The organism is Bradyrhizobium sp. in8p8 (assembly GCF_000426845.1).
In the GTDB taxonomy this organism is placed as follows: Bacteria; Pseudomonadota; Alphaproteobacteria; order Rhizobiales; family Xanthobacteraceae; genus Bradyrhizobium; species Bradyrhizobium japonicum_C.
The window spans coordinates 679,473-703,116 of record NZ_AUGD01000001.1; the positions used below are offsets into that span (position 1 = coordinate 679,473).

A 23,644-nucleotide genomic window follows, 5' to 3' on the forward strand; every position below is an offset into this window, starting at 1 on the left:
TTCGCGCAGGAAACTAAGGATATGTCCGCAGCCATCTCGCGGTCGCTGGTAATTAACTGGCCCGGAAACCAGTTCGCATCGGAGGTTCCAGGATTGCGCCAAGCGAGTGGGACCGTCTTCGCGAGCGTCGCAAGAAGCGGACGCCAGACCGATGCAATCTCACTGAGCTGATCGATATCGATTGACCCGAGCGCTGCAGCCGCATGGGCCGCGTGCGCAATTGCGGCATCGCGCAAGTCGCGCGGTGTCAGAACCCCTGCTGGGAGGTTGGCGCGAACGCGGCGCTCGACCTCCGCAAGCTCGGCAAGCCGAGCATTGTGGCTAGCGAGCCCCTCAAGATCGAGGTCGGCTTGCCAAACCTTTGCGAGCGTGCGGGCGATTGACCGTGTCGTGCCCGGAAGCTGACGGATACCTTCGAGCTCCGTCAAGCCGCCGGCGGCGAGTGCAGCGCGAATGGCTGGGTCGAGGTCCTGGGATCGCGCCGGTCGGTTAAAGCCTCCGGCGAGACGTGCAGCAAGCAGTGGAAGTGTGAAAATCTGCAGCCCAGAATCCGCTCGCTGTGCGGCAGCGATCCGCGCTGTACGGAATGCAAGCGGCCCTTCGACAACTATCGATCGTCGACTCATTTCCCCTCAGCCGCGACGCTATCATCGCCATGTTCGAAAGTTGCCGGCGTAATGCGAACCTGAGCCGCTCGCCCCTCCTCATGGAACCACAAATCTCTAATTCTCGCGTCATCGCTTGCAGGCAAAGGATTTGCGTCGCGCACGCGAAAGGTCGTGGGAAGGTTCACGGAGGTGCCGAAGACCAGCGCATGCTGCTTCGGAAGCGACGGGAGCCGCTTCAGGACCGCCTCGGAGATGAACGGGGTCATCTGCCGTATATGAGCAAGGTCGTCGGGATTCTGGATTCGATGGATGACGAAATTCGAGCACTGCGAAAGAATGGTCTTCGAGAGTTCACTGGGCCTCTGCGAAGCGGCGAGAATGAACAGCCCGTACTTTCGCCCTTCCTTGGCAATCCGCTCGTAAACTCTGCTGGCGTCTATGGCATAGCGGGATGGCTTCTCCGCGATGTATCGATGCGCTTCCTCAAGAAGCAGATGGATCGGAAACCGATTGCGTGGATCTGCTTGTCGGAGCAGCCGAAAGGCCATTCTAGCGAGCACTGACGCTACGAGCTCGACAACCTCATCCTCCACCGCATTCATGTCGATGATGACGATCTGGTTGCGTTTGACCCAACCCGCTCCGTCGCGTGCCAAACCGAGGAGCTGCTCAAGGAAGTTTTCGAGCGACGGCCCAGCTTGGCTTCCTTGAAGGTCGTAGCGCAGGAACGCATATTCAGGTCGCTCCTCGAGCGACTTAAAACGCGTCAGCATCTGCGAGCAGTAATCTCGGATCTGACGGTTACCGTGAGCCTCCTCGTATAGGATCGCCAGATCGAGCGCCTCTCCCAACGCGGAAAACTCAAAGGGAAGGTTGGCATATGCCGGGAATTTCAAACCTTCGATGATAAATCCGCCGCCATTGGCGTTTCCCAACAAATAGGTTGTTAAACCGGCAGGGTTGGCCATCTGGCCGAAGCCGATTTTGATGAATGGCGCGATCTTTTGATTGTTGATCTCCGGCGTGTTGAATCTTTGCAGCAGACCGACCATGCGATCGTGTTTTGACGGACTGCCTGTGTCGTCACGAAGAATTTGGCTCAGGCAGGTTGCCAGAATGTGGTTCTTGATCCCCTTCAGCTCCGCCGCGCTGCCCGCTGAGAACAATGTTGCCAGCCCGAGCGCCATGCGCAGTATCGGTAGTTGGGTGCGCTCGCTGGCCTGCAGAAGCAGCTCCCACTCTGACTGCTCCAGAAACCAATGGGGCAGACGAAAACGCTCCGTGCGTGCGGTGCCGTCCAGAATGACATGGTCCACGCCGATCTGCTTGCGCTTTGCGAGCGGCGACAGCGCCTTCGCATATTCTCCATTGACGTCGAATACGACGAACGTGGCACCGCGAGCATGGTGTTCTTCCGCCTTTTCGAACAAGGATTGGAGGACCGATGCGACCGTGCAGGACTTCCCGCTCCCTGTGTTTCCCAGGACGGCAGTGTGTCCGCCGAAGAAATCATCGATCCTGACCTTAACGTCGTAACCCTCGAATATGACGGACCGGCCGATCGTCAATGCGCGATAGCGGGTGGCATCAGGTGGCGTGGGTGGAACATTGTCGATCGGGGGTGTAGGCTCCGAAGGATGATCGGTTTCGAAGACTCGATCCAGTTCAGCGTCCAGCGCATACAGTGCGTCGCCGTAGAGTGACGGGAACACGGAGACGCCGAAGCGAAACCTTTCGCGCCGATCTTGAGGCAGCATCCCGACGGGAACGACATCGAGGTACTTCGCCGAAGAAGCCTTATCCAGCTCCCCTTCACTGCGACTAACATGACCAACGTCGCGCTCACGCAGGCCGACGACCTCGACAACCACGTACTCGGTTTGCACCGCGACCATCAGGAACGATCCGAGCCTGGCGACATAGTGAACGTCGTCGAATCCGACGACGGTGAAGTTGTCGGTGCCCGCATGCATCTCGATCACGAAACGGTCGGCCGCGACCGAGACCACCTTGCCGATTGCGCGCTTCCGATCGTCACGACTCATCGTCATCCTCCCCCTTCTGGGGAGCCGCGGCCTCCTTCTTCGGGGCCATCGCCTCGATCACCTTCCGAACGGCGTCATCAATGCGCTCGCTCGGGCGTTGCGGCATGAACTCTTCGATAATGGTGTCGAAGTAATGGGCTTTGCGTCCGGCGCTGCGTCCGGCACCCCCAATGATCCAAATTCGTGGATCATTTAGCGCGCGAAGCTTCGCAATCTCCCCGTCCAAATCTGGATCTACAAAGATCACGAGCCGGAACGTGGGAATCGTCAGGGCCTGATAGATGATATTGTTGATGTGCTCGTCGCCGAAGGCATACCCCATCGTAAATAGCACGCTCTGTTCGCGAACAATGCGTGACTGGAATTCCCGAAACAGATCGGCATAGGGAGACCCAAGGCTCGAATTCTGCTTGGCAGGCGTCGGATAGATCATCACCTTGCCCGGTTCTTTGGAGACGGCCGTTTCTCGGATCGGGAAAAGTCCGTGATCGTCCTCTGTCCAACTAATGGACCCATGAATCTTACACAGATAGACAAAGCCATCGACCGCAGACCACTTGCGGCTGGTGACATCGAGCTGTTCAGCGAGGGCGTACCGAAACGTCGCTGGATTGAACCGCCGTTCGACAACGCCGGAGAAGCCGTTCGTGTATGGCAGGCCGAGCCTATCCATTGCGGTCTCGTTGAAGAGATCGTAGTTCGTGGTGAACACCCAAGGACGCGGAAGAGATCGGTCGCGCAGCACAAGCTTGCGATAGAAGGATTCATAAAGGCCAACGACGGTATGGTCGCCATTCGCGAAGGCGCCGTTCGTGCATTTGGCCCAAAGAAATGTTTGAACCTTCTTGATGATCGATTCGACAGTCTTGAGTCTTGTGGCGGCATCACTCAGCGAACTGCGCACTAAGACGAAGCGCAGGCTGAAAAGAAGCTCCATCAGCCGCTCTAGGTTGCGCGCATACTCCGCGGCACCGAGGTCGATTCCAAACTGCTTCAACAGAGCATCACGTTCGTCGGCTGTCGGGAACGATTGATCCCCTTCCTTCGGTGCCGCCGTGAATTCCTTCGCGAGGGGCGCCATCGTTGGGATGCCGACCTCCTTGTCATTAGCCCACGACGAAGAACAGCCAGCTCCCAGGAGGAACGCCACATTTTTGGCATTCAGTGACTCAGCCAACGCCTTTCTGACAATATCCGCCCCATCAGGCCAATCATAATCAGCCTTCTCACCCTCGACGCCGCGAATAAACTTGAATGTGAGCTTCGATGGCTCCGTCTTGTCTGCATCCGCCACCGCATTCCCCCCAAATCTCTATTTCGCCGCCTCGTTTGCCCGGCGCGCGACATCTGCACTCCGCGCCATGAGGACCTCGAAGGTTTCAGCATCTTCCAACAGCAGACCGTCCTCGACCATGCGACCATAATCTTCTTCCAGCGCCTTCGCGGCATCACCGCCAGGCACGAGCTGCAAACCGCCATTCACGGCAGCCGCATAATCGATCGGACTTCGATCGGCCGCCCTCTCAACGAAGAACATGCCCTTGTGGCGCGCGACCGCGTTCGCCAGCTCCCTATCGGCGAAAGCCGCATCCGCCAGGCCGGCGTCATCCAGACGCGCTATGTCATGCCAGTGGCGTGCGAAGCGATCACCGCGCAGCCGCTGCTGGAGGCAGAAGACGTGGACAGCCGTCGCCTTCTCCCAGAAGGTCCGCTCGGCGTGCATCACGCGCGGCCGCGCTGTTGGGAACGTTACGCCTTCAACCAGGCCGGATGCATCGCATTTGATGTCGCGGAGGCTCGCCGGCTCGCCCGTTGATCGCGCCCCGAACTCCAGCATCACACTCGGTGCGACGTAGCCCGAGCCAGCGGTGGTCGCCTCGTAGTCGACAAACAGCTTCTCGCCTTCCACGCGGACGGCAGCCGCCAACGTCGCGGCAGCCAACGCGTCCGCGACGACCGGCTGCGCGGTGCCCGCCACCCAATCCGGCAAGCGCTTGCGCACCTCGCTCGACCAGCGCTTCTCCTCGCTACGTGTTTTCGGCAACGCCTCGCCGTTGCCGTCCACCAGGTCGGGCGCGATCGCCCGGATGTCGTAGGTCAGGTCGACGTCCTCGGAAAACCGCCGGATGACCCCATAGGCCTTCGACAGTGACGTGCCGCCCTTGAACACCAGATGCTCGCCGAGCGCCGACCCGTAGAGCGTGGCGAGCGCCCAAACCACCCACACATCCTTCTCGAGAAGGTGCGCCGGTCGTCCCGACTGATCGGCCGCGACGCTTAGCGCCTCGCGGCGGTCAGCGACCGGAAGGTGGAGAAAGGCGTCAGCCATGCGCCGCCTTTCCTACGCTGCGCGCGAGCCAGGTCGGAAGCTGCGGCGCTGCCGCGACCAGTTCGCTGAAAGTGGACGGCGAGAGCTTCCGCTTCAACGTTTTCAAGGCGGCTTCCGCTTTCTCCGGCCCAAGCCAGGCCAACGCCCGCACCGCCTCGCCAGCCGGCTTATGAGCCAGGGCGAGTTGCCAGCGCGGAGCATGACGAAGTTCGACAACCTGTTTGCCGAGATTCATCGTTCGGCTGCGGCCGGAGGTTAGATAGACCGACCGAACCGGCACCTGGGTCGTCAGGCCGAGAGTGTTGGCCGCCGCCGCCCCGCTCGGGACGATGACTTCGCCGCGCTGGTTGGCGAGCGCCTCGACCGCTTGCTGGACGGAGGGGGCCCTCGTTCCGAACCGGCTCGTGATGGGACGGAGATAGACGCCGCGACCGGCCCGGATCAGTTGGCCCCGCTCAGTCAGACGCGACAAAGCCTGATCCACCGCGGCGCGATTACCGAGGTGAAGCAAGCTCTTAGCCGCCACGGGCGTACCTTCCGGCAACCCTTCGGCATGCGCGAGAATCTGTTCGGTTAACCGTTGCATGGCCGTTCTCCTGTCAGAAATATACGCGGTTTTCTGACAGTTTTCAAGCCAGCGGACTTGCTGGGGAGCCGTCTATTTCGGCTAGATCAAGGGCGAACCCCTGTCGAGTAGACCATCCAGGAAATCCTCCCGCGAGCTGATCGGCCCCGCGAGCGTCGCAAGGATCAACGCCTCGACGATCTGGCGGGCCAACGACCGCGCCATCACCCGCTCTTTCGTCGAGATGGCGGTCATGGCTCGGCCGTGCAGGAATGCGCTTCGCACGTTGAAGAGCTGCTCATACTGATCGGCGAAGCGTCGATCGCCCAGCAGGCCGGCCACCCGTCCCCGAATTCTATTCGTGGCGCGCATCCCTTTGTGGCGGTCAGGCGCGATGCGAAAATTCTTCTGATAGTCCGCGCGCAAGCCGAGCGCCGCCTCGATCGTCGTGATGTGCGCAAGGAATTCATCCACGCCCTCGGCCAGGAACGCGCGGACGAGGAAGTGAGGGATCGGCGTCTCAAACAAAACCGATTGCTTCGCCTGCTCGACGGTCGTCCATCGGCTCTGGTCCCACACCGTCAGCTCGGTCTTTGCATCCTCTTCTAGGTGCAGCTCGACCGGGCGCTCTTCCTCGTATGTCCCGCCATAGCCATCGTCGTAGACCCGGTCCTCCCAGCTCAACGTGTCGGGGGACGGCGGCGAACTGGGACGAACGAAGATGTCGCTGTCGATCGTGTAGACCCATGGCACACGGAAGCCCCGCCAATCGACTTCCTGCATGGTCGACCAGCTCTCCCAGGGGGCCAGCAGGAGGAAGAACAGCGCTTCTTCCAAGGCAGTCGGGAACCGCCCTTGATGCGGTTCGACCCGCCCCAGATCTAGGCTCAGGTCCATGAACAGGACCGGGACCGCGCGTTCCTCCGGCTCCTGCTCGAGCACCACGACCTCCTCAACGATCAGCCAGTGGAATTCGGCGAAGCGCTCGGCATCGAAGTCCTGACGCGGATAAAGCCGCCTCAGCCGGCGCGCATCGATCACGCCGCGCAGCTCGTCGGCGCTCAACCGGCACACCCTGGCCGGACCGAATGCGTGCGGCGGCAGGTCGGCGGCAAGATCGAGCGGCGCAAGGTGAATGCGCCTGGCCCGGGTAGCGCGCAGCGCCGCGTCCAATCCCTTCGCCGCTTCCTCCACAGGCATGGCAAGATGGGCCGTGTCCTTCTGCAGGTGACATGGAAGGCCCAACGCCCGCAATGCCGTCGAGAGCGCGAAGTTCGGCCCCTTCTTGCCGGCGTTTGGGTAGTCGTCGCGGCAGATCTCACGCAGCCGCATGAAGGCCGGGTGCGCAAGAATATTGTCGGGCCCGGGCGGTCGTATGCGCCACAGGTCCGTCATCGCCATCAGCATCGCCATTCTCGGACCCGTCTCGCTCATCAGGAGATCCGGAGCCGCCGCAAAAGCTTGCCGAGGACCGCCTCGTACTCCTCGGGCTTGGAGAAATCGGCGTAGAGCTTGCCTTTCAAGAACTCTGGCAGCTCACATTCCTCGTAGAGCAGCGGCAGCACGACCACCTCGCCGCTCGCGATCTCGCGGTTCATCGCCACGTCGAGCTCCTTCTTCACCCAAGGAGCGCCGATCGACTTTTTCGACAGGACGACGGCGATGTAGCGGCTGAGCTTCATCCCCTCTTCGATCTTGGCGATCAGCGAGTCCCCGATGTCGATTTCGGCCTCGTCCAGCCACACATGCTCTACGCCATGAGCGAGCAGATCCTTGCGAAGCTGGCGCACGAAGGGTTTGTCGACGCCAGTATGGCTCAGGAAGATGCCGTGATACTTCTCATGCGCCGGATCGGCCTTCTCCAACGCGAGGCTGTCGCGAACGAGCTGGTTCTGGGCTTCCTGCGACGTCGGCGGCGTCAGCAGCCAGCCCGTCGGGGTGCCGAGCATCAGCTGACCGCCGAGGCTGTAGCCCTCCGGCGTCGCGGCGATCGACCCATAGCCTTCGCCGGGATCGGATAGGCACAGCGTCCAGCCGCCGGTCCGCGACAGAACCTCGAAATAGCGCGCGAAGGGGCTGTCGAGATCGACCGGCCCCATCCTGCGCCCCTTCTTAATGAGAAGCTCCGAACGCTTTACGAAACTCGCCACTTTCGGCGCCACATATCCAAGATGGGTTTCGCGATAGCCGAAGAAGTTCACCCGCTTCGGCTCGGACAGGCACCAAACGACCGTCGCGCCACCCGCAATCGCGGCCTCCATCTCCTTGCGTCGGTCCTCGCCATCGAAGGCGGAGTCGAGGTCGTAGCGGTCATTCTGCCCCTTCAGCTTGCCCAGCTCGTAAAGTTCGTTCGAAAACTCTCCGGCCTTACCGAACAGAAAATGCGTGTAGCTCTCCGGATTGATGATGATCGTGTCGTATTCGTAGAGCGGATAGGCCGCCCGCTCTCGATCGACATCGGGCTGGCAGAGCCCGAGATTTTCGATCTCCACGCCATCGATCTTGTCGCCGGTGTAAGTCAGCCCGACAGTCAGCACCCGTTTCACGTGTCGTTCCTTTCCGCCGCCTGCTTGGCCGCCTCTCTAGCTTTCACTTCCAAAACCTCGCCGCGGCTGCCGACGAGCGCGATCTCGATGCCGGCCAAGGCGCACCGCGGCGCGAGCCGCTCGGCCAGGCGCAAGGTGCCGTCCGTCAGCGGAACCACGGCCACCTGACGCCCCTGCGATGGCGTGGCCATCAGCAGGCCTACGGTCTCGCAAAGACCCCGGTAGAGCCGCGACAACTGGCCTGGATGCCGCGCGTTGATAATGCCGCCCTTGCATTCGGCCGAGATGACGTGGTCGCCGATATTCGCGACGACATCACCGAGCCCGGACTTCGGGTTGACGGTGATCGTCTGGCCCGCCGGATTTCGATAGACTCCGCCATAGGCGGTGCTACCGACGCCGGAGACCTTGGTGAACGCTCGCCGCCCCAGCCAGCCCGCGAAATCGAACTGCTTTCCGTGCTCGCCGTCGGGATGGACACGGACGTCCCGTGCGCCCTGCGTGCGGAGCAAGTGCATCGCGTAGGCGACCATCACCGCGCCCTCATACAGATGATGTTCGTGGGCGCCGTCCGATTTTCCGGCGCGGTTCGGCGGCGGCTCGAGCGCCGTCACGAGATCCTCGAAATCCAATCCAGCCTCCCCGCGATATCTGCGGACGCGCAGCGCGCACCATTGACAGGAGCTTATAACCGGCCATATTTGCCCGGTAAAGGAAGGCCTGTCATGTTTACCTATAGCCCCGAAAAATTTGCGTCGCTCTACGCCTCCGAACTTGGCCAGCGCATCTGGGCCTTTCTCACGCGGCCCGAAAACGTCGCCCGCCTGGAGACCGCGTCCGAACTCGGCAAGCCCGCGGTCGAAGGCATCGAGGAGCAGCTCCTGGCGGAATTCCGCGAGGAGGTCTTGGCCGACCGCGTGAAGCAGATGGTCGGCCATATGGTGCGGCAGATCCTGGAGCAGCGAGATTGGGTGCTCGACCAGACCGATGTGAAAGTTCAGTCGGTGCCCTTCAGCAAGGCGGCACGCTATCGCCGGCCTGACTGGTTCACCTTTCACGCCTTCCGCAACAGCAGTGATCCGCGCGACGTCGTTATCACCGATCGCCGGCAAAATCCGACGCTGCCGAACGGCGCGCGCTGGACCTTCTACGCTACCTTCGCCAGCCCGCTAAAAGCGGCGGTGGCGTTCGGCGTCAACGACATCAAGCAGCTTCGTCAGCAGGTCCATTCGCACGGCTTCCACCGTGTTCGCATCGAGCGGATGCTGCGCCGGGCATGAGACGAGCAGATGATGACTGATCTATTCGATGTCGACGGCGCCAATCTCGATCGCGGGTTTGAAAACCTGAAAGCCGCCGAGCTTCCGATCGAGCAGCAGCTTCACGCCATGCTGCAAGAGATGTGGGGGCGTTACGAGCCTTATGCCGACCCCGACTTTCGGCAGGGTTTCGCACGCGATGTCGATGGCCGATTTTGGGAGATGTATCTGGGCTGCACGCTGCTCGAGGCGGGCCGCACCCTGCTTCCCGTCGTCGAGCGCCAGCGCGAAGGCGGTCAGCCGGACCTCTGCGTCCTGGAAGATGGCCGCCGAATCTGGATCGAGGCCATTACCCCAGATGAAGGCGCACCGGGTCCTGACCAGATCGTGCGTCCGGTCCCCCTCAACGAGGGCGGCGGCCTCTTCGCCGCACCGATCCGTCAGGCGCAGTTGCGCACGTCCGGGGCGTTCTGGACCAAGGCGCAGAGGATCGCGCGCTATCTCGAACAGGGTGTGATCGGCCCGGAAGACACGAGGATCATCGCGATCAGTGCGAGCCGCTTCGGCGTCTATGTCGCCGACCAGCCGTTGCCGCTGATCATGACCACGTTATTTCCGATCGGAGATGCCTACATCACCATCGATCGCGAGACCGGCAACGTCGTTGACGAAGGATTTCACCCGGCCCCCTTCATCGACCGCGAACGCAATCCGATCCCGCGCACGGCGTTTCTCGACGAGCGTTTCGCTGACATCTCAGGTGTGATCTGGTCGCGCGTTGGCCTCGGCAACCTCTCGCGTCGAAGCCGCCCGCTGACCTATGTCCACAACCCCTTGGCGCAGGTTCCGCTGGCGACAAGCTGGGGCGTCTGGGATCGCGAGTTCGTCATCACGCCGCGCGGCGACGAGTGGGAGGCCAACGACATTCTGGCGCAAGCCGCAGCGGAGGCATCATGACGATGCGCCCGAGTGCCCGCGTCTGGCGCCTTCCGTTCCGTGAGGTTGATCATGGCCGTCGGCGATGAGCAGCGACTGATCACGCCGATCAGCCAGCGGCAGTTTGAGCTCTATGCGCTGTCGCTCGAACGTGGGCCCAATTTTGATCCCGCGCAGATCTTCGGGAGCTATCAAGCCGGACACGGCAGCGCGAGCGGCTGCATCCTCCTCGATCCGGAGCGCGGGACCTTCACCGCCCTGGCCTTGCGCAGGCGTGTCGATCATCGCTGGGTCCGCGTCGATGAAGGCGGCCCCTATCCCACTCCCGAAGCCGCGCTGGATCAGCTCACCATCAGCATGCGCGCTGGCGAGCCGCCCGAGCCATTGCCGCCGGGCGCACGGCGACGGCCGCTTCTGCTGAAGACCGGATCGCGAGGCACATCGCCGGAGTTCGACCTGCTGACGAGCACGATCAGCCATTTCCCGGCGCTGATGGCGGTCGGCGAATGCTACCTCGCGCTTCCCAATCCGGATGCCAATTTCGTCCCCGATCTGCAGACCAGCAATTTCGCGTCCCGCCTCTTCGAACTCTATCTTCTTGCCTGCTTCCGCGAGCAAGGCCTGATCGTCCGGCAGAAGCATGTCTCACCGGACTTCCTGATCGAGAACGATGGCGCCGCCTGCTGGATCGAAGCCGTGACCGCGAATTCCGAGACGCCCCGCTCCGGCGGGATCGGGGACTGGGTGCATGCTCCGGTCGATCGAAATGAACGCTTAACCGGCGCGCCAGCTGAGCGCTTCGCCAAGACGCTGCGCGGCAAGCTTCAGCGCAACTATCATGAGCTGGATCATGTAAAGGGGATACCCTTCGCTCTGGCGATCGCTGACTTCTATGAATCCGGCTCGATGGTTTGGAGCCGCGAGGCTTTGCCGACCTATCTCTACGGCCTGCGGGCAGATGTCGAAGGCGAAGGCGCCGGGCGACGTGCGATCGGCACGCCGATCAACAATCTTACGGGCAGGCACGGCATTCCGGCCGGGCTATTCCGCGATCCCGACTTCGCTCACCTCTCTGCCGTCATCTTCAGCAACGCGGCGACGCTCGCCAAATTCAACCGCATGGGCTTTCTCGCTGGATGGCGGCCGCCGGGCCTCACGATGACCCGCCGCGGCATTCTCTTCGACCGAACGCCGGGCGCGCTGGAGCCCATTGATTTCGATCTGTCGGTCGACAGCGCCGAATACCAAGCGCTCTGGCCTTGGGGCGAAGCCTGGTGTCAGGAACTGGAGGTCTTTCACAACCCACAGGCGACGCACCCCATTCCCTTCGATCTCATACCCGGCGCGACCCATTGGTTCGAGCGCGGCGGCGACGTCGAGTGCAACACCATGTGGGCGAACTCGGTCATTTCATCGATCACTCATCTGCGCATGGCCGGCGCGCAAGGCGAAAGCGAGCGGCCATGATCTGCCCGCCATGCATGCGTCGCCGTCCTCGCCCATCAAAGGAGCATCGTTGAACATGGAAACGGAACCATCCGACCGGACCATCGTCCTCCATCTCCTGCGCGGGGCTGTACCCGAGCGCGCCGACGAGATCAGCGGCCTATGGAGCCAGTATGGTCATGGTGTGGAAGTCGCGCCGAGCACCAAGGGCGTGACGATGAAGGCCGATGACAAGCGCATCCAGTTCGACACCAAGACGATCGACTTTTTCTGGCTGCTCGGCTTCAGCGCATGGCGTGCCATCGAGGTGTATTCGCCGGCCCTGCTGGTGGCGACATGGACCGGAATGCCGCTTGATCAGGCCCTCAAGATCGATGCCGAACGGGGGCAATACGAATTCGATTACAAGCAGCGCGTCAGCACCGCTCAATCGCTCATCGCGGCCGAACAGACCGCACAGATTTCCTGGCCTGCGGACATCCCCGAGCCGACCGCTGACCGCGACAGCTTGGGAGATGTCCAGCACAAGACGATGTTCGACCTCGTCGCGTTTGCCCTGGCCTTCGCGCTGCTGCACGAATTCCGGCACGTCATGTATTGCGCCGACAAGAGCGCACCGTCGACACTGCCCGAGGAGGAAATCGGCTGCGATAACTGGGCCCGCGAGTTCATGACCAGCGGCCTCGCCGCCTATGCGAAGGAGCATAGGACAACTACGCTCAAGTCCAGCAGAAGCGCGCGATGGGAATAGCGCTCGCCGCCGTGATCATCCATGCGATGACGCCGACCCACGCGCATTGGGGCAATCGGCAGTATCCACCGATCGCCGAGCGGCTGACGGCGATGATCGGAGGCTACAATCTGCCGCCCGGCTCGTCCTTCTGGCCCTTCACGGCCTGCCTTTTGATCACGCTGATGAGGCAGGAGGGCCGGCCGCTCGACATCATCGCGTACTCAAATCAGGAAATGGTCGAGGCCCTGCTCGACCGGCTCCGTTGACGCTGCGGGGAGCGCGACGTGCCGGTCTATTTCATTGGCGAAGATGAAAACGGATGCTCCCCGATCAAGATCGGCGTGGCGAAGAACATCGAGGCGCGCCAGCGCAACCTCCACACGGGGAATCCTTTGGAGCTGCGACTGCTCGGGTGGATCGAAGCGACCGACGCCTTCCAGCTTGAACGAGAGCTGCACAAGCATTTTGGATCGACCCATGTGCGTGGAGAATGGTTCGACATCGAGCCGGGTGACATCCTGGCCATTCTCAAGCGCGCCGGCCGCGCTGGATTTGTCGCCAAGAACGCCGATGCTTTCCAGATCGTCGGTTATGATCGCGACGCCATTCCCGAATACCTCGGCGTGTGGGAATGGGCCGATCTGGAAATCGACGAATGCTGCCCGTTCTGCGGATGTCTATGCGGCATGCATTTTCAGGAAGCCTCGCAGATGTACTATTGCATCCGATGCGACACGCTGACCGACTTTTCCGAGCTCGATCCGCGTGAGTATCCGCCGGACGAGTGATGTCCTGAAAGGCGGAAAGATGCCAATCCTGAGAAGCTGAAACCCGGCTTTGCGCTTCTGAGGGGAACGCCATCCCCTGCGGCCGGCCTTCGTCTCAGCCGCCCCCTTTTGCGGGGAGCCCCCGCAACGCCCCCTTCAGAGTGAGAGTGCGGACCGGCTTCGCCGTGACGGGTTGAGGGCTGAAAGAGGGGCCCCGGCGCCGGTCGCGGAGATCGGTGATGTCCAGAAAGACCTGACAAGCTCGGGCTGGCCAGGACCGGGCGAGCTATACGATGAACTTACCGACAATATCATCGCAGAACTTGAGGCCGGGCGCGTGCCTGGGTCCAACCTTGGAGGACGGCGGCTGCGAAGGCGCCACTTGCCAAACGCCGCGACCGGGCGGAATTATTCCGGGATCAACGTGCTGATCCTTTGGAGCGCCGCGGCACGGCTTTTCGGGCCAGAGCGGGCCCACCTTCCGCCAGGCGCTCGCGCTCGGCGGCAATGTCCGCAACGGCGAGCGCGGCACGTCCGTCGTGTACGCCGACCGATTCGTACCCGACGACGAGAAGCGGCGCGCCCGAGCAGGCGCGAGCGGCGATTGATTGCTGCGCAATCTTGCTATGCTCGGACCCTTCCCTCCTAGTGATTCGCGCCTGCCATGAGCATTTTATCAAGCGATCCGATTACTCAGCTCGCATTCTCGATGTTCGAGAGCAAGGGTGTCTATGCTTTGCTTCTCGGCTCTGGTCTCTCTCGTGCAGCCGGGATTCCAACTGGATGGGAAATCACTTTGGACCTAGTTCGACGAGTCGCGCTCGCGCAAGGCGTCAAGAATCAGTCCGATTGGGCGACGTGGTATCGCAAAACGTATGGTGCGGAACCCGATTATTCAGCGATTCTAGCAGGACTGGCGGCCTCGCCTGCCGAACGGCGATCCATCTTACATTCGTACATCGAGCCTGACGAAGACGATCGTGCAGAGGGTAAGAAACTTCCGACAGCCGCGCACCATGCAATCGCGGGCCTGGTTCGCGACGGGTATGTCCGAGTGATACTAACGACCAATTTCGATCGGCTATTAGAAAATGCACTGCGAGAAGTTGGCGTTGAGCCAACTGTCGTCACCTCCGTCGACAGCTTGTCAGGAGCCGAGCCGCTCACACATAGCCCGTGCTACGTGCTGAAGCTTCATGGTGACTACAAGGATGCACGCATCCTGAATACCGACGAAGAGTTAGGCGTGTATCCGCCGCAATACGATGCGCTGCTCGACCGCATTTTGGATGAGCACGGTCTTATAGTTTGCGGTTGGTCAGGCGAGTGGGATGACGCGCTACGGGCAGCATTGTTGCGCGCTCCTAACAGGCGTTACCCTACTTTCTGGAGCATACGGGGGAAAGTTGGGAGCGGCGCAGAGCCCATCATCAGTCAGCGTAAGGCTGTGACCATTCCGGTTGCCGACGCCGATAGCTTTTTTCTGAAGTTGGCCGAGCTGGTGAAAACACTCGCCGAGACTCGGAAGCAGAGTCCGCTGACGATTGATATCCTCGTCGGCTCTATCAAGCGGTACGTTGCGAGGCCGGAATTTCGCATTCGACTCGATGAAGTCATCACACAGGAAGTTAACAAGCTTTTCGACCGCCTCGACGCGAAGGAGCTCTCTCCGCAGGGTGTGTGGTCCGTTGAGGAATTCCGCCGACGCCTTAAACTCTATGAGGCCACTACCGAGCCGCTCGCGAAAGCCTTTGGTGTTCTCGGACGATGGGGGGATGACGCCGAGCTTGCACTCATTGCCGATACGATCCGCGGCGTCGTTGCCAGGGCGAACAAGGTGGGCAGCGGCCTGAATATATGGCTTGATCTAAGGACGTATCCGGCCGTTCTGCTCATGACTGCATATGGGCTCGGACTTGCGAGAGCAGAGCGTTGGAAGACCTTGCATGACCTGTTTTCTCTCTCGATGCCTAGGGACGAGCGGGACCCAAAACGTCTCGTGAATTCGCTCTTCCTGTGGGACTGGAGGGGGTCAGACGACAATCTCTGGAATAACGTTGAAGGTTTCACGACAGGCAACAACCGCCGAAAAACACCACTCAGCGACCATCTATTCGACGTATCCTTCGAGTGGGGCACGGCGTTTTTGGGCGTCCCCACAGACAATGCTCTGCTGTTCGATCGTTTTGAGGCGCTGGGGGCGTTGGTCCACCTTGAAGAGAACAGTGAAAGGGCACTGAAGGATCAACTGGAGAACGGCGACAGGAAGGCTAGGATGTCTGTCGGTCGCATCGGCTGGCGAAGCGAGGGGCGACGCTCAATAGAACACGAGCTGAAATCAACTCCTACCAGGCAACAACTGCTTAAAGCAGGGTTCGCATTGGGCAGTGAAGCATACCTCGATCTATTCTTGGAAAACCTATCACGGGTAGCACGATGGATGGAGTGGCGCTGACACTCCACCTGGCGATACCGGCCAGGGAGCAGCCGGACGATGTCTATACGCCTGAGAGAACTGTTTGCCTGTACGGAGCAAGGCGGCGCTTTCGTCGCCGAATCTGCCGATGGTCGACTCCTGCATATTGGCGAGGTGCCCTCCGGGCTCGCCTGCAACTGCGTCTGTCCCGGCTGCGGAAGGCGGATGGTTGCGAAAAAGGGAGATGTGCAGGCCCACCATTTTGCGCACAATGCTCAGCAAGATGGCCGGTCATGCGCGTCCGCCGGCGAGACGGCCCTGCATAAGTTTGCGAAACTCATTTTGGATGAGCGCCTGGAAATTACTTTGCCAGCGCAGGTCGTGGAGGAGCAGAAGGATCGCGAAGTTGTTGTCCGGGCGGCGAAGCGTACTTTCGATCGAGCGATCCTAGAAACCAAAGATGGGCAGATCGTTCCCGACGTCGTGCTGCTCTTACGCGATCGCAGGCTCATCGTAGAATTCAAGGTCACTCATCCGTGCGACTCAATAAAAATCGCCCGGATCCAAGCGATGGATGTCGGCGCAATCGAGATCGACCTCTCCCAGTACCGCGACCACAAGCTCAGCGAGATCGGAGACCGGATACTTTACGACGCGCCGCGAACATGGCTGCACAATCCGCGGGAACGTGAAGCGCGCGCACGCCTCGAAGTGAGAGCGCTACAGCGAGCAGAGGAGAGGCGGACGCAAATCGAAAATTACCGCGGCTCCTATCGCCATCGTTCACCGTCAGAATCCCCGGGAAGCGGGGCATGCGAATCTTCGGCCCGGAAAAACGGCCTCGCCGACCTCATCAATCTGCCGGTATATGGGGCTGGTTGCTTCACAGTGGCCGTTGCGGAATGGCAAGCGGCTATTCTGGAAGCATTGCTCGCTCCAACGAAAACGCCTTTCCGAACTCGAAATGGGCTCGCGGCACTCCGAAGCAGACGATGGCTCGACTCATCGTTTGCTGACATTTCGGACGAAATCGTATGTGGGGTGCGAGCGGCCGGGATTCCGTTCAACTCCCCCTTCCAGGCCGTCGAAGCATATCTAACGCAACTCGAGCGCCTTGGCTTCGTTCATTCGGATCCGACTGAGATTTGGCGGCCCTCACATACGCTACAGGCACGGATCGATAAGGCGCGCGAGCTCCGCGCGCGACCGGTCAAGCGTACGCGCGAGCTCCGTCAATTAGTTGAGGAGCTGATTGCCACTCTTCCAGCGGATGAGACCGCTGCTTTCGTATTTGAACAATGGTGGAGTTCAATGCTCCCGGAACGCGGCCATTCACCTCGTGATGCGATCGACTTCGATGAAACGAAGTGGCGATCGCTCACGAACGACCTGGATAATATCGCGACGCAAATCCGGTTCTCGCCGCGAGAACGCTTAGACCTTTTTGGGCTTCCCTACCACGGCGCCCTGGCGCGCGCACTTGAGCGCAAGCATGCAGAAGAAGCCGAACGTCAACGCGCCAATCAAGCGAAAATCGAGGCAGATAAAGCTGCCCGCGTCGCCGATCTGCAGCATCGCGCGCTTCGACAGATCGGGAGAGAAGCGGAACTCTGGCTCGTGACGACAAACTCTAACACTGGGGGACGCCCTCCCATCGAGGTCGCTTTGGATAGCGAAGCTGGTCACGAGGATGCGGTCCGCGCGCTCCATTACCGAGCAAGAGAGATTGAGGTTCAGCATCGAGCAAGCGAGCGGAAGGCAAAAGCCGTGGCGGAGCTCGCCGCGCTCGCCCAATCCCGGTATTACGACGACGAGCGAGCTAATTTATGGATGCGAGGCAGGAGGCGGGAATTAGGTGGTAAATCGCCGGAGGAGTTCACGGTTGATGATGCTACCCGGCAGCGGTGTAGTGAGCTGCTACCTACGAAACGTTCGCGTCGATAGGAACTCGGATGTTCTGTGTCAATACACCGCATAGAGACAATGAACCGGCCTTCTAAAAAGCACCACTTCGTACCACAGGCGCAGCTTCGAAATTTCTCTGCGGACGCGGAGCGCCGTTTTCTCTATGTGCTCGACAAACAAACGGATCGATCATTCCGAACTTCGATCCTCAACGCTGGCTCAGAGAACGACTTCAACACCATCAGTCTCGGCGCCAGCAAGTGGAACTTCGAAGATCTGTTCCAGGAAGTCGACACCCGGTCGGCTTTGCTTATTGCGGAGATCCTCTCGCGCAAATCGCTAGCCTGGCTATCCGAGGATGATCGGCTTGCTTTGGCCGACTTGTTCGCCACCCAGATGCTTCGCACGCATTTCAGTCGAACCACGCGGGCGCACCTCGCTGATCGTCTTCGGGAGATCACACGGCAGCTCGGCTACGATCCGGATCAGAATCCGACCATGGCGACGCCCCCCGATGCAGCACTGCGCCTCGGCGCAGTACGGACATTCCTTGATCGCAGCGAGCAGGTCGTCGCGCTTCTGCGCCTGTATCCCGCCTTATACCGAGCAAACGGGGACCATCGGTTCATAATCTCTGATCATCCCACCGCAGTGATGAATGCTTTTCCCTATGGGGAACTCGGACTTACTTCGCACGGCATACTAGTCGTCCTGCCGATCTCACCAGAGATTATGATTGCCTTGCACTGCCCGACAATTGTGAAGCGCTATGAGTTCGCTGAACAAGCGAGTCTCGAGGCAGATCAAAAGGAGCGAGTGTTCCGATACAGAGACGGCCTCAGGTCCGGCAATCCGATCGATATTGATGAAGATGCGGTCCTGTTCCTCAATCATCAGCAAACGGTTCATAGTGCGCGGTACCTCTACGCGGCCACCGACACATTCGATCGCGCGCGTGAAGCGTTGGAACAGCAACCTCACCTTCGGTCCGTCACGACACACCTTACGTTCGGCGAAATGGGACGGCCGTCTAAACGACATTCAGAGATGCAATCGGGAATACACCTCGTAGTACGCGGTCCTGCCGATCACGGGATCCTCACAATCGAGGAAATCGATCCTTCCGGAGAAGGGATCACCGCTCGGACCGGCCAGATCACATTGTTAGCCCAAATGGCATCGGATCAGGGCATGCTCCGTGTCGAACTCTACGTCGATGGACGCCCCATGCGCACCTTGGGCGCTGCCATGGTGGAGCCTCTTGGAAACACAGCCGATGGCTGGTTCCGCGTAGTTCACCGCGATGCCAGTTTGAGAGAGTTAGGCAAGCGTCTCGATCGCAACCGCTTGTAGCCTTCCATTTCCGGCGAGCAGGTCCCCGATATCAAACTTCGAGCAGTTGGCAGCACAGGCCTGTTCCACAGCATGCAGCGCAACCTCTCACGTCAAAAGCACTAGGTGACAATACAAGCGTCCGCGAGCCGCGCTTCCTCGTCCATCCGATTTGCACGCTACAGCACTCTGGACTTGGGGGCGGCATCAGGGGACCCTTTGTTTGGCATCGTAGACAATTTAGATCGATGCATGGCAATTGGGTTACGCGTAGATGGCGCCGAAACGGGTCAGCAGGAATCTCGTCAGCCACCACAACGGTAGGTCTTCTGGCGAGCCCGCACCGACAGCGTCGCGCCATGGATATGCGCATCTCACTCAGCGCGGTTTTGATCTTATCGGGGGATCATCGAAGCGCTTGCAGGGACTCATGGTTGAGAGTGATAACAACAAGCGGCGCCGGCTCGTCGAGTTCAAGGATGGTTGCCGCTATGGCAAATTTGGAAGAACTAAAGCTTATGAGCTGATCGCCCACGAGAGGATCAGGGCCTACAAGATGGGGGGCAAGACCATGATTGATCTCAACAGCATAGATGAATATCATGCTTCGCTGCCGAGGGTCGAAACGAGAGCAAGCTAGGCCGCCGATCTGCGCAGCCGCTAAGTCCTCACACTGCTGCCATGACCGAAAACACCGATAATGCTCCGTTCGACCCCGCGCTGGGGGCCATCGAACCGCACGCCGGAACGCTGACCGCACCGCCGGACGGGCAACAGCTTTACAAAATCATGACGATTGAGAACCTGCTCCGGTCGGTGAGCGGCGGATACCTCTATTTCAACCGGGTCGATAGCTACAAGGACTTCCGGAATGCCGACGGGCATGACGGTGAGCAGTTGCAACAAGATCGCGCCGCCAATGAGGCCGCCAAGTTCGAAAGGGCACCCGATTTCTCTGGGGCGGACTATTATGACCGCTGCCGAAACCGGACCTATGCGTGCTGCTTCTCGCTGGAGAACTCCGACTACATCTGGCACGAGTACGGGAACGGCAGCGCACATGGTAAAGTCGGCATCGCTTTCGATTTCGCGAAGCTGCGTGCCGTCATCAATGAGATCATGAGCGTCAGGAATGGACTGCTGTACCGGGGAAACGCCTGCAAGCAGATATTCTCCGTAAACTACGGAATCGTCGATTATTTGTCGTGGGAAGAGGTGCGGGAAAATATCGATCGGATGCCCAATCCGATCCGCTACACCTACGTCAAGGACAAGAGCTATGCTGATGAGCGCGAGTTGCGTATTTCGCTTTCGGCGATTGGCATGGGACATTTTGTCTTGGCCGATGGCACGAAAATGGAATTTGCCCCCGGACTCGAACTCGGCTTTGATTATCGAAAGGCCATGACAGATGGCACGATCACGGAGGTTTTTCCCGGCCCCGGCTGCGACCTCGATTTCCTCCGCGATGAACTCGGCAAGCTCGGCATCAAAGCGGTAGACGGCGCGGCCTAAAGGCTAGGCAGATAATCCAGCGGCACTTCGCCGCCGCTGTGCGTCCCAATCTATAGGTCTTGTTCGGGCGCCGGCTTCTTTAAACCGCGCGGCTCCAGTAATTCGGCGGGGGTTTCTTGCAGGCCACAGAATGCGCTTATCCGGTGATTACCGTCGAGGATGCTCAAGCCATCGGGAAGCCTTATCGCAACTAGCGGCTTTTCGAAGACGCCATTCTTCATCAGGTAATCGGCCCCCCTCTTGAATCGCCTCCCGGTCTCCTCATCAATGGTGCCGCTTGCTTTCTCCATCAATATCTGCGCCACAATGACCTTCGTACCCTGGCAGAGATTTGCAAAGCCACAGTCAGTCGTTTCGCGCTTCCAGCTAACCTCTCGCCACCATGAAAGGGGCCTGTATCCAAGGATGGCTGCCCATGCGTGATTGCCGAGCGGCTCCGGCGGCGGCCAACCCGTATCGCCAGCGCTGCGGTTTGCGAGGTAGAACAGCCACAGTTCAATGACTGCATCGGGCCAATGCGGAAGATAGCGCTTTATATCGGCTAGAGATACCTCCGGCGGTCGCCACTTCTTCTTCAGAATCTCGGCGAGTTCTATAGCTTCGAGCAGCGTTAAGCTCCACAATTCCTCGACGAGCTTCGGCACATCAGCCATGGCATGATCCTGCGGTCATGATTTCATTACCACTATCACGCAAACGCCAAACGGAGGCGCACGGCGGCTTTCTGCTTTCCGGTTGCCGACGTGCCCTCATCGTTAAGCAGGGTCGAGGCGATCGAGCGGAAGCCGCGGGCGTAGTGGTCGCTGCCGGCGCTTTCAGTGTTGGTCTGGCCAGGCGCAACCGACTCGCCCCGAAGTCGTTCAACACGAGGTACGTATCTCGCTCGGCATCGTGGGGCAAAGTGTAAAGACTACGCATGACAAGGCGCTCCCTTGACCTCGCGATATCAAGTTTGGGCGATCCTATCGGGATTCGAGTCGGAGCCGGGTTCGATTCCGGTCGTGGCGCTTGTGGAGACCAGAACGGCATGGGGCGCGCCTGCTGCCGGGGAGCCTGCTGGCTTATTTTTTGCCAGCGAGTACCGCGCGTCTCAGCTTGCTGGTATTTCTGCTGGTATCGGCAGCAATCCGTGACTAAAATCGCCATAAATTCGGATAGTTAAGGAAATAGGTGACTGCCGGCCAGGGGCACCACGCTTCGCCCTTCGGATTTCGCGTGGCGCGGCCATGCCAAACCGACCGGCAAAGCATGTCCCTCCGGCGAAGCCTCTTGGCGCAGCCGGACTGTCTGCGCAAAACTCAAATAGCGAGACACGCCGTTACAGTCTCACGACGCATGCCGCCCAAGGCTTTGCTTCTCCTGACCAGAAGTCGCCCGCATGCGCACGGGATGGTCGGCATGAATGCTTCCCCTCGCGACTATTTTGCCGAGTAGGTCACTGCCTCGATCTTGTGACCATCCGGATCTCGGACAAACGCCCCATAATAGTTCGGGTCGTAATTCGGCCGCAGCCCGGGAGCGCCATCGTCGCTGCCACCGTGCTTCAATGCTGTTGCGTAAAAGCGATCGACCATCGAGCGGTTCTCGACGGCAAAGGCGATATGAGTGCCGTTGCCCACGGTCGCGGGTCGTCCATCGATCGGAACCTGCACGCTGAAGTGAAACGTGCCGCTCCCATAGCCCAGCCCACCCTGATCCTCCGCCATCGGCATGATGCCAACGATGGGCAATACGGCATCGTAGAAGCGCTTGGCGCGCTGAACATCGTTCGTCCCTACTGAGACATGGTGGATCATAAGGACCTCCGTTCGATGCTGCTTCGTAACAGTAGGTCTCCAGTCGTTGTTCCGTCAGGGCCTCCCTTCGCTGCCGCACGGCTATCCCTGTTCATCCCATGAATTCCGCAATCTGATGCCGCGGCTGGCGGATAAATTGCGGCTGATTGCTCCCGACTATCCCGGGTTCGGTTATAGCGGGACACCTGATGACCTCGATTACAGCTTCGACGGCTATGCGGCGTGGCTGGACCAGTTCGTGACGCAGCTGAAGCTCGAGCGATTCGTGATCTACCTTCATGATTTCGGCTCACCGATCGGGGCCAGGCTGGCGATCATGCGGCCTGAGAGGGTGGTGGCCCAGATCATCCAGAACGGTGACATACCTTACGAAGATGCGCTTGGTCCGAAATACGCGGACATCGAGAAATCCTGGTCGCTGCCCGATCAAGAGTTGCGTGCGGCGATGAGGGAGGCTGTTACCGAAGGAAACTTTCGCGACGAGTTCCTGAATGATGTGCGTGCAGAATTGGCGGGACTCATCCCGCCGGATCTTTGGCAATTGCACTGGTCGTTGGTGACCGAACGGAGGAAAGACGCGATCTCAGACCTTCTGTTTGACCTCAAGGCGAACCGTCAATGGTTTCCCGAGCATCGCCGTTATCTCCAACAGCACAAGCCGCCCACATTGATCCTGTGGGGGCCGCAAGATCATTACATGCCCGAAGAGTCCGGCCGCGCCTATTTGCGCGACCTGCCTGATGCCGAATTGCATCTCCTGGACGGGGGGCATTGGCTGCTGGAAACCAACCTCGATGAAGTTGTCTCGTTGATGAGGTCGTTCCTCGAGCGGATTCAACCTGACTGGTAGCGACAGCTATCTGCCTTTGTCCCCAAAGCTGCCTGTCCGCTTCCAACCCACATCGGAGTGAATTTCCTCGTCCTTCTCCAAAGCCGCATGGCGAAGAGCGGGCTCTAACAGTGACGGCGAGTGCGCCCGGCGCCGGCACCGAGGCGAGCTCCCCCAGTCACCCCGGGGCGTTCGACTTCGCCAAGATCTTCCCTATATCGTGGGCAATGATCGGTGATGCAGCGGACAGCTTCGATGGCCAGGAGACGCACGACAGATACGGACGCCGACGACCTGCCGCGCTATTTCGTCTGGGTCCGCGGCCTCGAGGGCCCTGAGCCGCAGAAATGGATGGCGATGGATTTGGGCGTCGGCGACTGGAAGCGGCCCCTCGTGCTCGCCTATCTGGAGCTGCCGGCGGACGAACGACAGCTGTCATTGTCGATGCTTGCCCGGCGATATCCGCCGCCACGTGTCGATCTTCCCTAGCAGAATCGGCGGCGGCTCGACCACCCGTCGAGTCTCCCCGCAACATCAGCCCGGGACATGGCAGTCCCATGTCATCCCCGCCCCCATGATTATGGGTGTCACCGCATCCACGCTGCGGATAGACTTGC

General features: G+C 60.2%; 22 protein-coding genes and 1 pseudogene. 14 read left to right on the top strand and 9 right to left on the bottom strand.

The window, feature by feature from the left end; translation table 11 throughout:
* Positions 1 to 622 precede the first annotated feature (622 nt).
* The 7 genes from K408_RS0103225 to K408_RS0103255 all read right to left on the bottom strand — a co-directional run bounded on the left by K408_RS0103225 (position 623) and on the right by K408_RS0103255 (position 8,725).
* Positions 623 to 2,653 carry an ATP-binding protein gene (locus K408_RS0103225; protein WP_006022643.1) on the bottom strand — a complete coding sequence of 677 codons (2,031 nt, stop codon included), beginning with the start codon at positions 2,651 to 2,653 and terminating at the stop codon, positions 623 to 625.
* Entirely contained in the window at positions 2,643 to 3,947 is a 1,305-nt protein-coding gene (locus K408_RS0103230) for an SIR2 family protein (RefSeq protein ID WP_006022644.1), read from the bottom strand. The genes K408_RS0103225 and K408_RS0103230 overlap by 11 nt, the downstream gene beginning before the upstream one ends.
* Positions 3,948 to 3,965: 18 nt before the next feature.
* On the bottom strand, positions 3,966 to 4,982 hold the full coding sequence (locus tag K408_RS0103235; RefSeq protein ID WP_006022645.1) for a nucleotidyl transferase AbiEii/AbiGii toxin family protein: 1,017 nt from the start codon (positions 4,980 to 4,982) through the stop codon (positions 3,966 to 3,968).
* The gene (locus tag K408_RS0103240) at positions 4,975 to 5,568 is read right to left on the bottom strand and encodes a DUF6088 family protein (protein ID WP_006022646.1); all 594 of its coding nucleotides are present in this window, start codon (positions 5,566 to 5,568) and stop codon (positions 4,975 to 4,977) included. The genes K408_RS0103235 and K408_RS0103240 overlap by 8 nt, the downstream gene beginning before the upstream one ends.
* Positions 5,569 to 5,649: 81 nt before the next feature.
* The gene (locus K408_RS0103245) at positions 5,650 to 6,981 is read right to left on the bottom strand and encodes a hypothetical protein (protein ID WP_006022647.1); all 1,332 of its coding nucleotides are present in this window, start codon (positions 6,979 to 6,981) and stop codon (positions 5,650 to 5,652) included.
* On the bottom strand, positions 6,981 to 8,093 hold the full coding sequence (locus tag K408_RS40200) for a toll/interleukin-1 receptor domain-containing protein (protein ID WP_006022648.1): 1,113 nt from the start codon (positions 8,091 to 8,093) through the stop codon (positions 6,981 to 6,983). The genes K408_RS0103245 and K408_RS40200 overlap by 1 nt, the downstream gene beginning before the upstream one ends.
* Positions 8,090 to 8,725, bottom strand: a complete 636-nt coding sequence (locus K408_RS0103255) for a hypothetical protein (protein WP_006022649.1) — start codon at positions 8,723 to 8,725, stop codon at positions 8,090 to 8,092. The genes K408_RS40200 and K408_RS0103255 overlap by 4 nt, the downstream gene beginning before the upstream one ends.
* A 93-nt stretch (positions 8,726 to 8,818) precedes the next feature.
* Between K408_RS0103255 and K408_RS0103260 the strand changes: the two genes are divergently transcribed.
* The 12 genes and pseudogenes from K408_RS0103260 (at position 8,819) to K408_RS42620 (ending at position 20,402) form a co-directional block, all read left to right on the top strand.
* On the top strand, positions 8,819 to 9,373 hold the full coding sequence (locus K408_RS0103260; protein ID WP_006022650.1) for a hypothetical protein: 555 nt from the start codon (positions 8,819 to 8,821) through the stop codon (positions 9,371 to 9,373).
* Between the two features lie 9 nt (positions 9,374 to 9,382).
* Entirely contained in the window at positions 9,383 to 10,309 is a 927-nt protein-coding gene (locus K408_RS0103265) for a hypothetical protein (RefSeq protein ID WP_006022651.1), read from the top strand.
* 51 nt (positions 10,310 to 10,360) lie between these two features.
* Positions 10,361 to 11,755, top strand: coding sequence for a hypothetical protein (locus tag K408_RS0103270; protein ID WP_006022652.1), 1,395 nt, complete (start codon positions 10,361 to 10,363; stop codon positions 11,753 to 11,755).
* 10 nt (positions 11,756 to 11,765) lie between these two features.
* Positions 11,766 to 12,485: a phage exclusion protein Lit family protein gene (locus K408_RS0103275; RefSeq protein WP_024337235.1), complete on the top strand. Its 720-nt coding sequence runs from the start codon at positions 11,766 to 11,768 to the stop codon at positions 12,483 to 12,485.
* A complete protein-coding gene (locus K408_RS0103280) occupies positions 12,476 to 12,733 on the top strand; it encodes a phage exclusion protein Lit family protein (RefSeq protein ID WP_006022654.1) in 258 nt (85 codons plus the stop codon). Before K408_RS0103275 ends, K408_RS0103280 begins: the two co-directional genes overlap by 10 nt.
* Before the next feature lie 18 nt (positions 12,734 to 12,751).
* Entirely contained in the window at positions 12,752 to 13,255 is a 504-nt protein-coding gene (locus K408_RS0103285; protein ID WP_006022655.1) for a GIY-YIG nuclease family protein, read from the top strand.
* 316 nt (positions 13,256 to 13,571) lie between these two features.
* Positions 13,572 to 13,842 (top strand): annotated as a pseudogene (locus K408_RS40905) (ArdC-like ssDNA-binding domain-containing protein).
* Positions 13,843 to 13,898: 56 nt separating this feature from the next.
* Positions 13,899 to 15,689 carry an SIR2 family protein gene (locus tag K408_RS0103290; protein WP_006022656.1) on the top strand — a complete coding sequence of 597 codons (1,791 nt, stop codon included), beginning with the start codon at positions 13,899 to 13,901 and terminating at the stop codon, positions 15,687 to 15,689.
* Positions 15,690 to 15,728: 39 nt separating this feature from the next.
* Complete coding sequence (locus K408_RS0103295; RefSeq protein WP_006022657.1) at positions 15,729 to 17,594, top strand: competence protein CoiA family protein; 1,866 nt, start codon at positions 15,729 to 15,731, stop codon at positions 17,592 to 17,594.
* 39 nt (positions 17,595 to 17,633) lie between these two features.
* On the top strand, positions 17,634 to 18,908 hold the full coding sequence (locus K408_RS0103300; protein ID WP_006022658.1) for a DUF4238 domain-containing protein: 1,275 nt from the start codon (positions 17,634 to 17,636) through the stop codon (positions 18,906 to 18,908).
* Between the two features lie 253 nt (positions 18,909 to 19,161).
* Positions 19,162 to 19,527, top strand: coding sequence for a hypothetical protein (locus K408_RS43275; RefSeq protein WP_237863170.1), 366 nt, complete (start codon positions 19,162 to 19,164; stop codon positions 19,525 to 19,527).
* A 41-nt stretch (positions 19,528 to 19,568) separates the two neighbouring features.
* The gene (locus tag K408_RS42620) at positions 19,569 to 20,402 is read left to right on the top strand and encodes a DUF2971 domain-containing protein (protein ID WP_006022660.1); all 834 of its coding nucleotides are present in this window, start codon (positions 19,569 to 19,571) and stop codon (positions 20,400 to 20,402) included.
* A 50-nt stretch (positions 20,403 to 20,452) separates the two neighbouring features.
* Here the strand turns inward: K408_RS42620 and K408_RS0103320 are convergent, their stop codons facing one another.
* On the bottom strand, positions 20,453 to 21,055 hold the full coding sequence (locus K408_RS0103320) for a hypothetical protein (protein WP_006022661.1): 603 nt from the start codon (positions 21,053 to 21,055) through the stop codon (positions 20,453 to 20,455).
* Between the two features lie 765 nt (positions 21,056 to 21,820).
* Complete coding sequence (locus tag K408_RS0103325; protein WP_024337233.1) at positions 21,821 to 22,198, bottom strand: VOC family protein; 378 nt, start codon at positions 22,196 to 22,198, stop codon at positions 21,821 to 21,823.
* On the opposite strand from K408_RS0103325, the gene K408_RS0103330 reads away from it, so the two are divergent.
* Both K408_RS0103330 and K408_RS0103335 read left to right on the top strand, forming a co-directional pair.
* A complete protein-coding gene (locus K408_RS0103330; protein ID WP_024337232.1) occupies positions 22,197 to 23,048 on the top strand; it encodes an alpha/beta fold hydrolase in 852 nt (283 codons plus the stop codon). The genes K408_RS0103325 and K408_RS0103330 overlap by 2 nt on opposite strands.
* Before the next feature lie 234 nt (positions 23,049 to 23,282).
* Entirely contained in the window at positions 23,283 to 23,516 is a 234-nt protein-coding gene (locus K408_RS0103335; protein WP_024337231.1) for a hypothetical protein, read from the top strand.
* Positions 23,517 to 23,644: the final 128 nt, after the last annotated feature.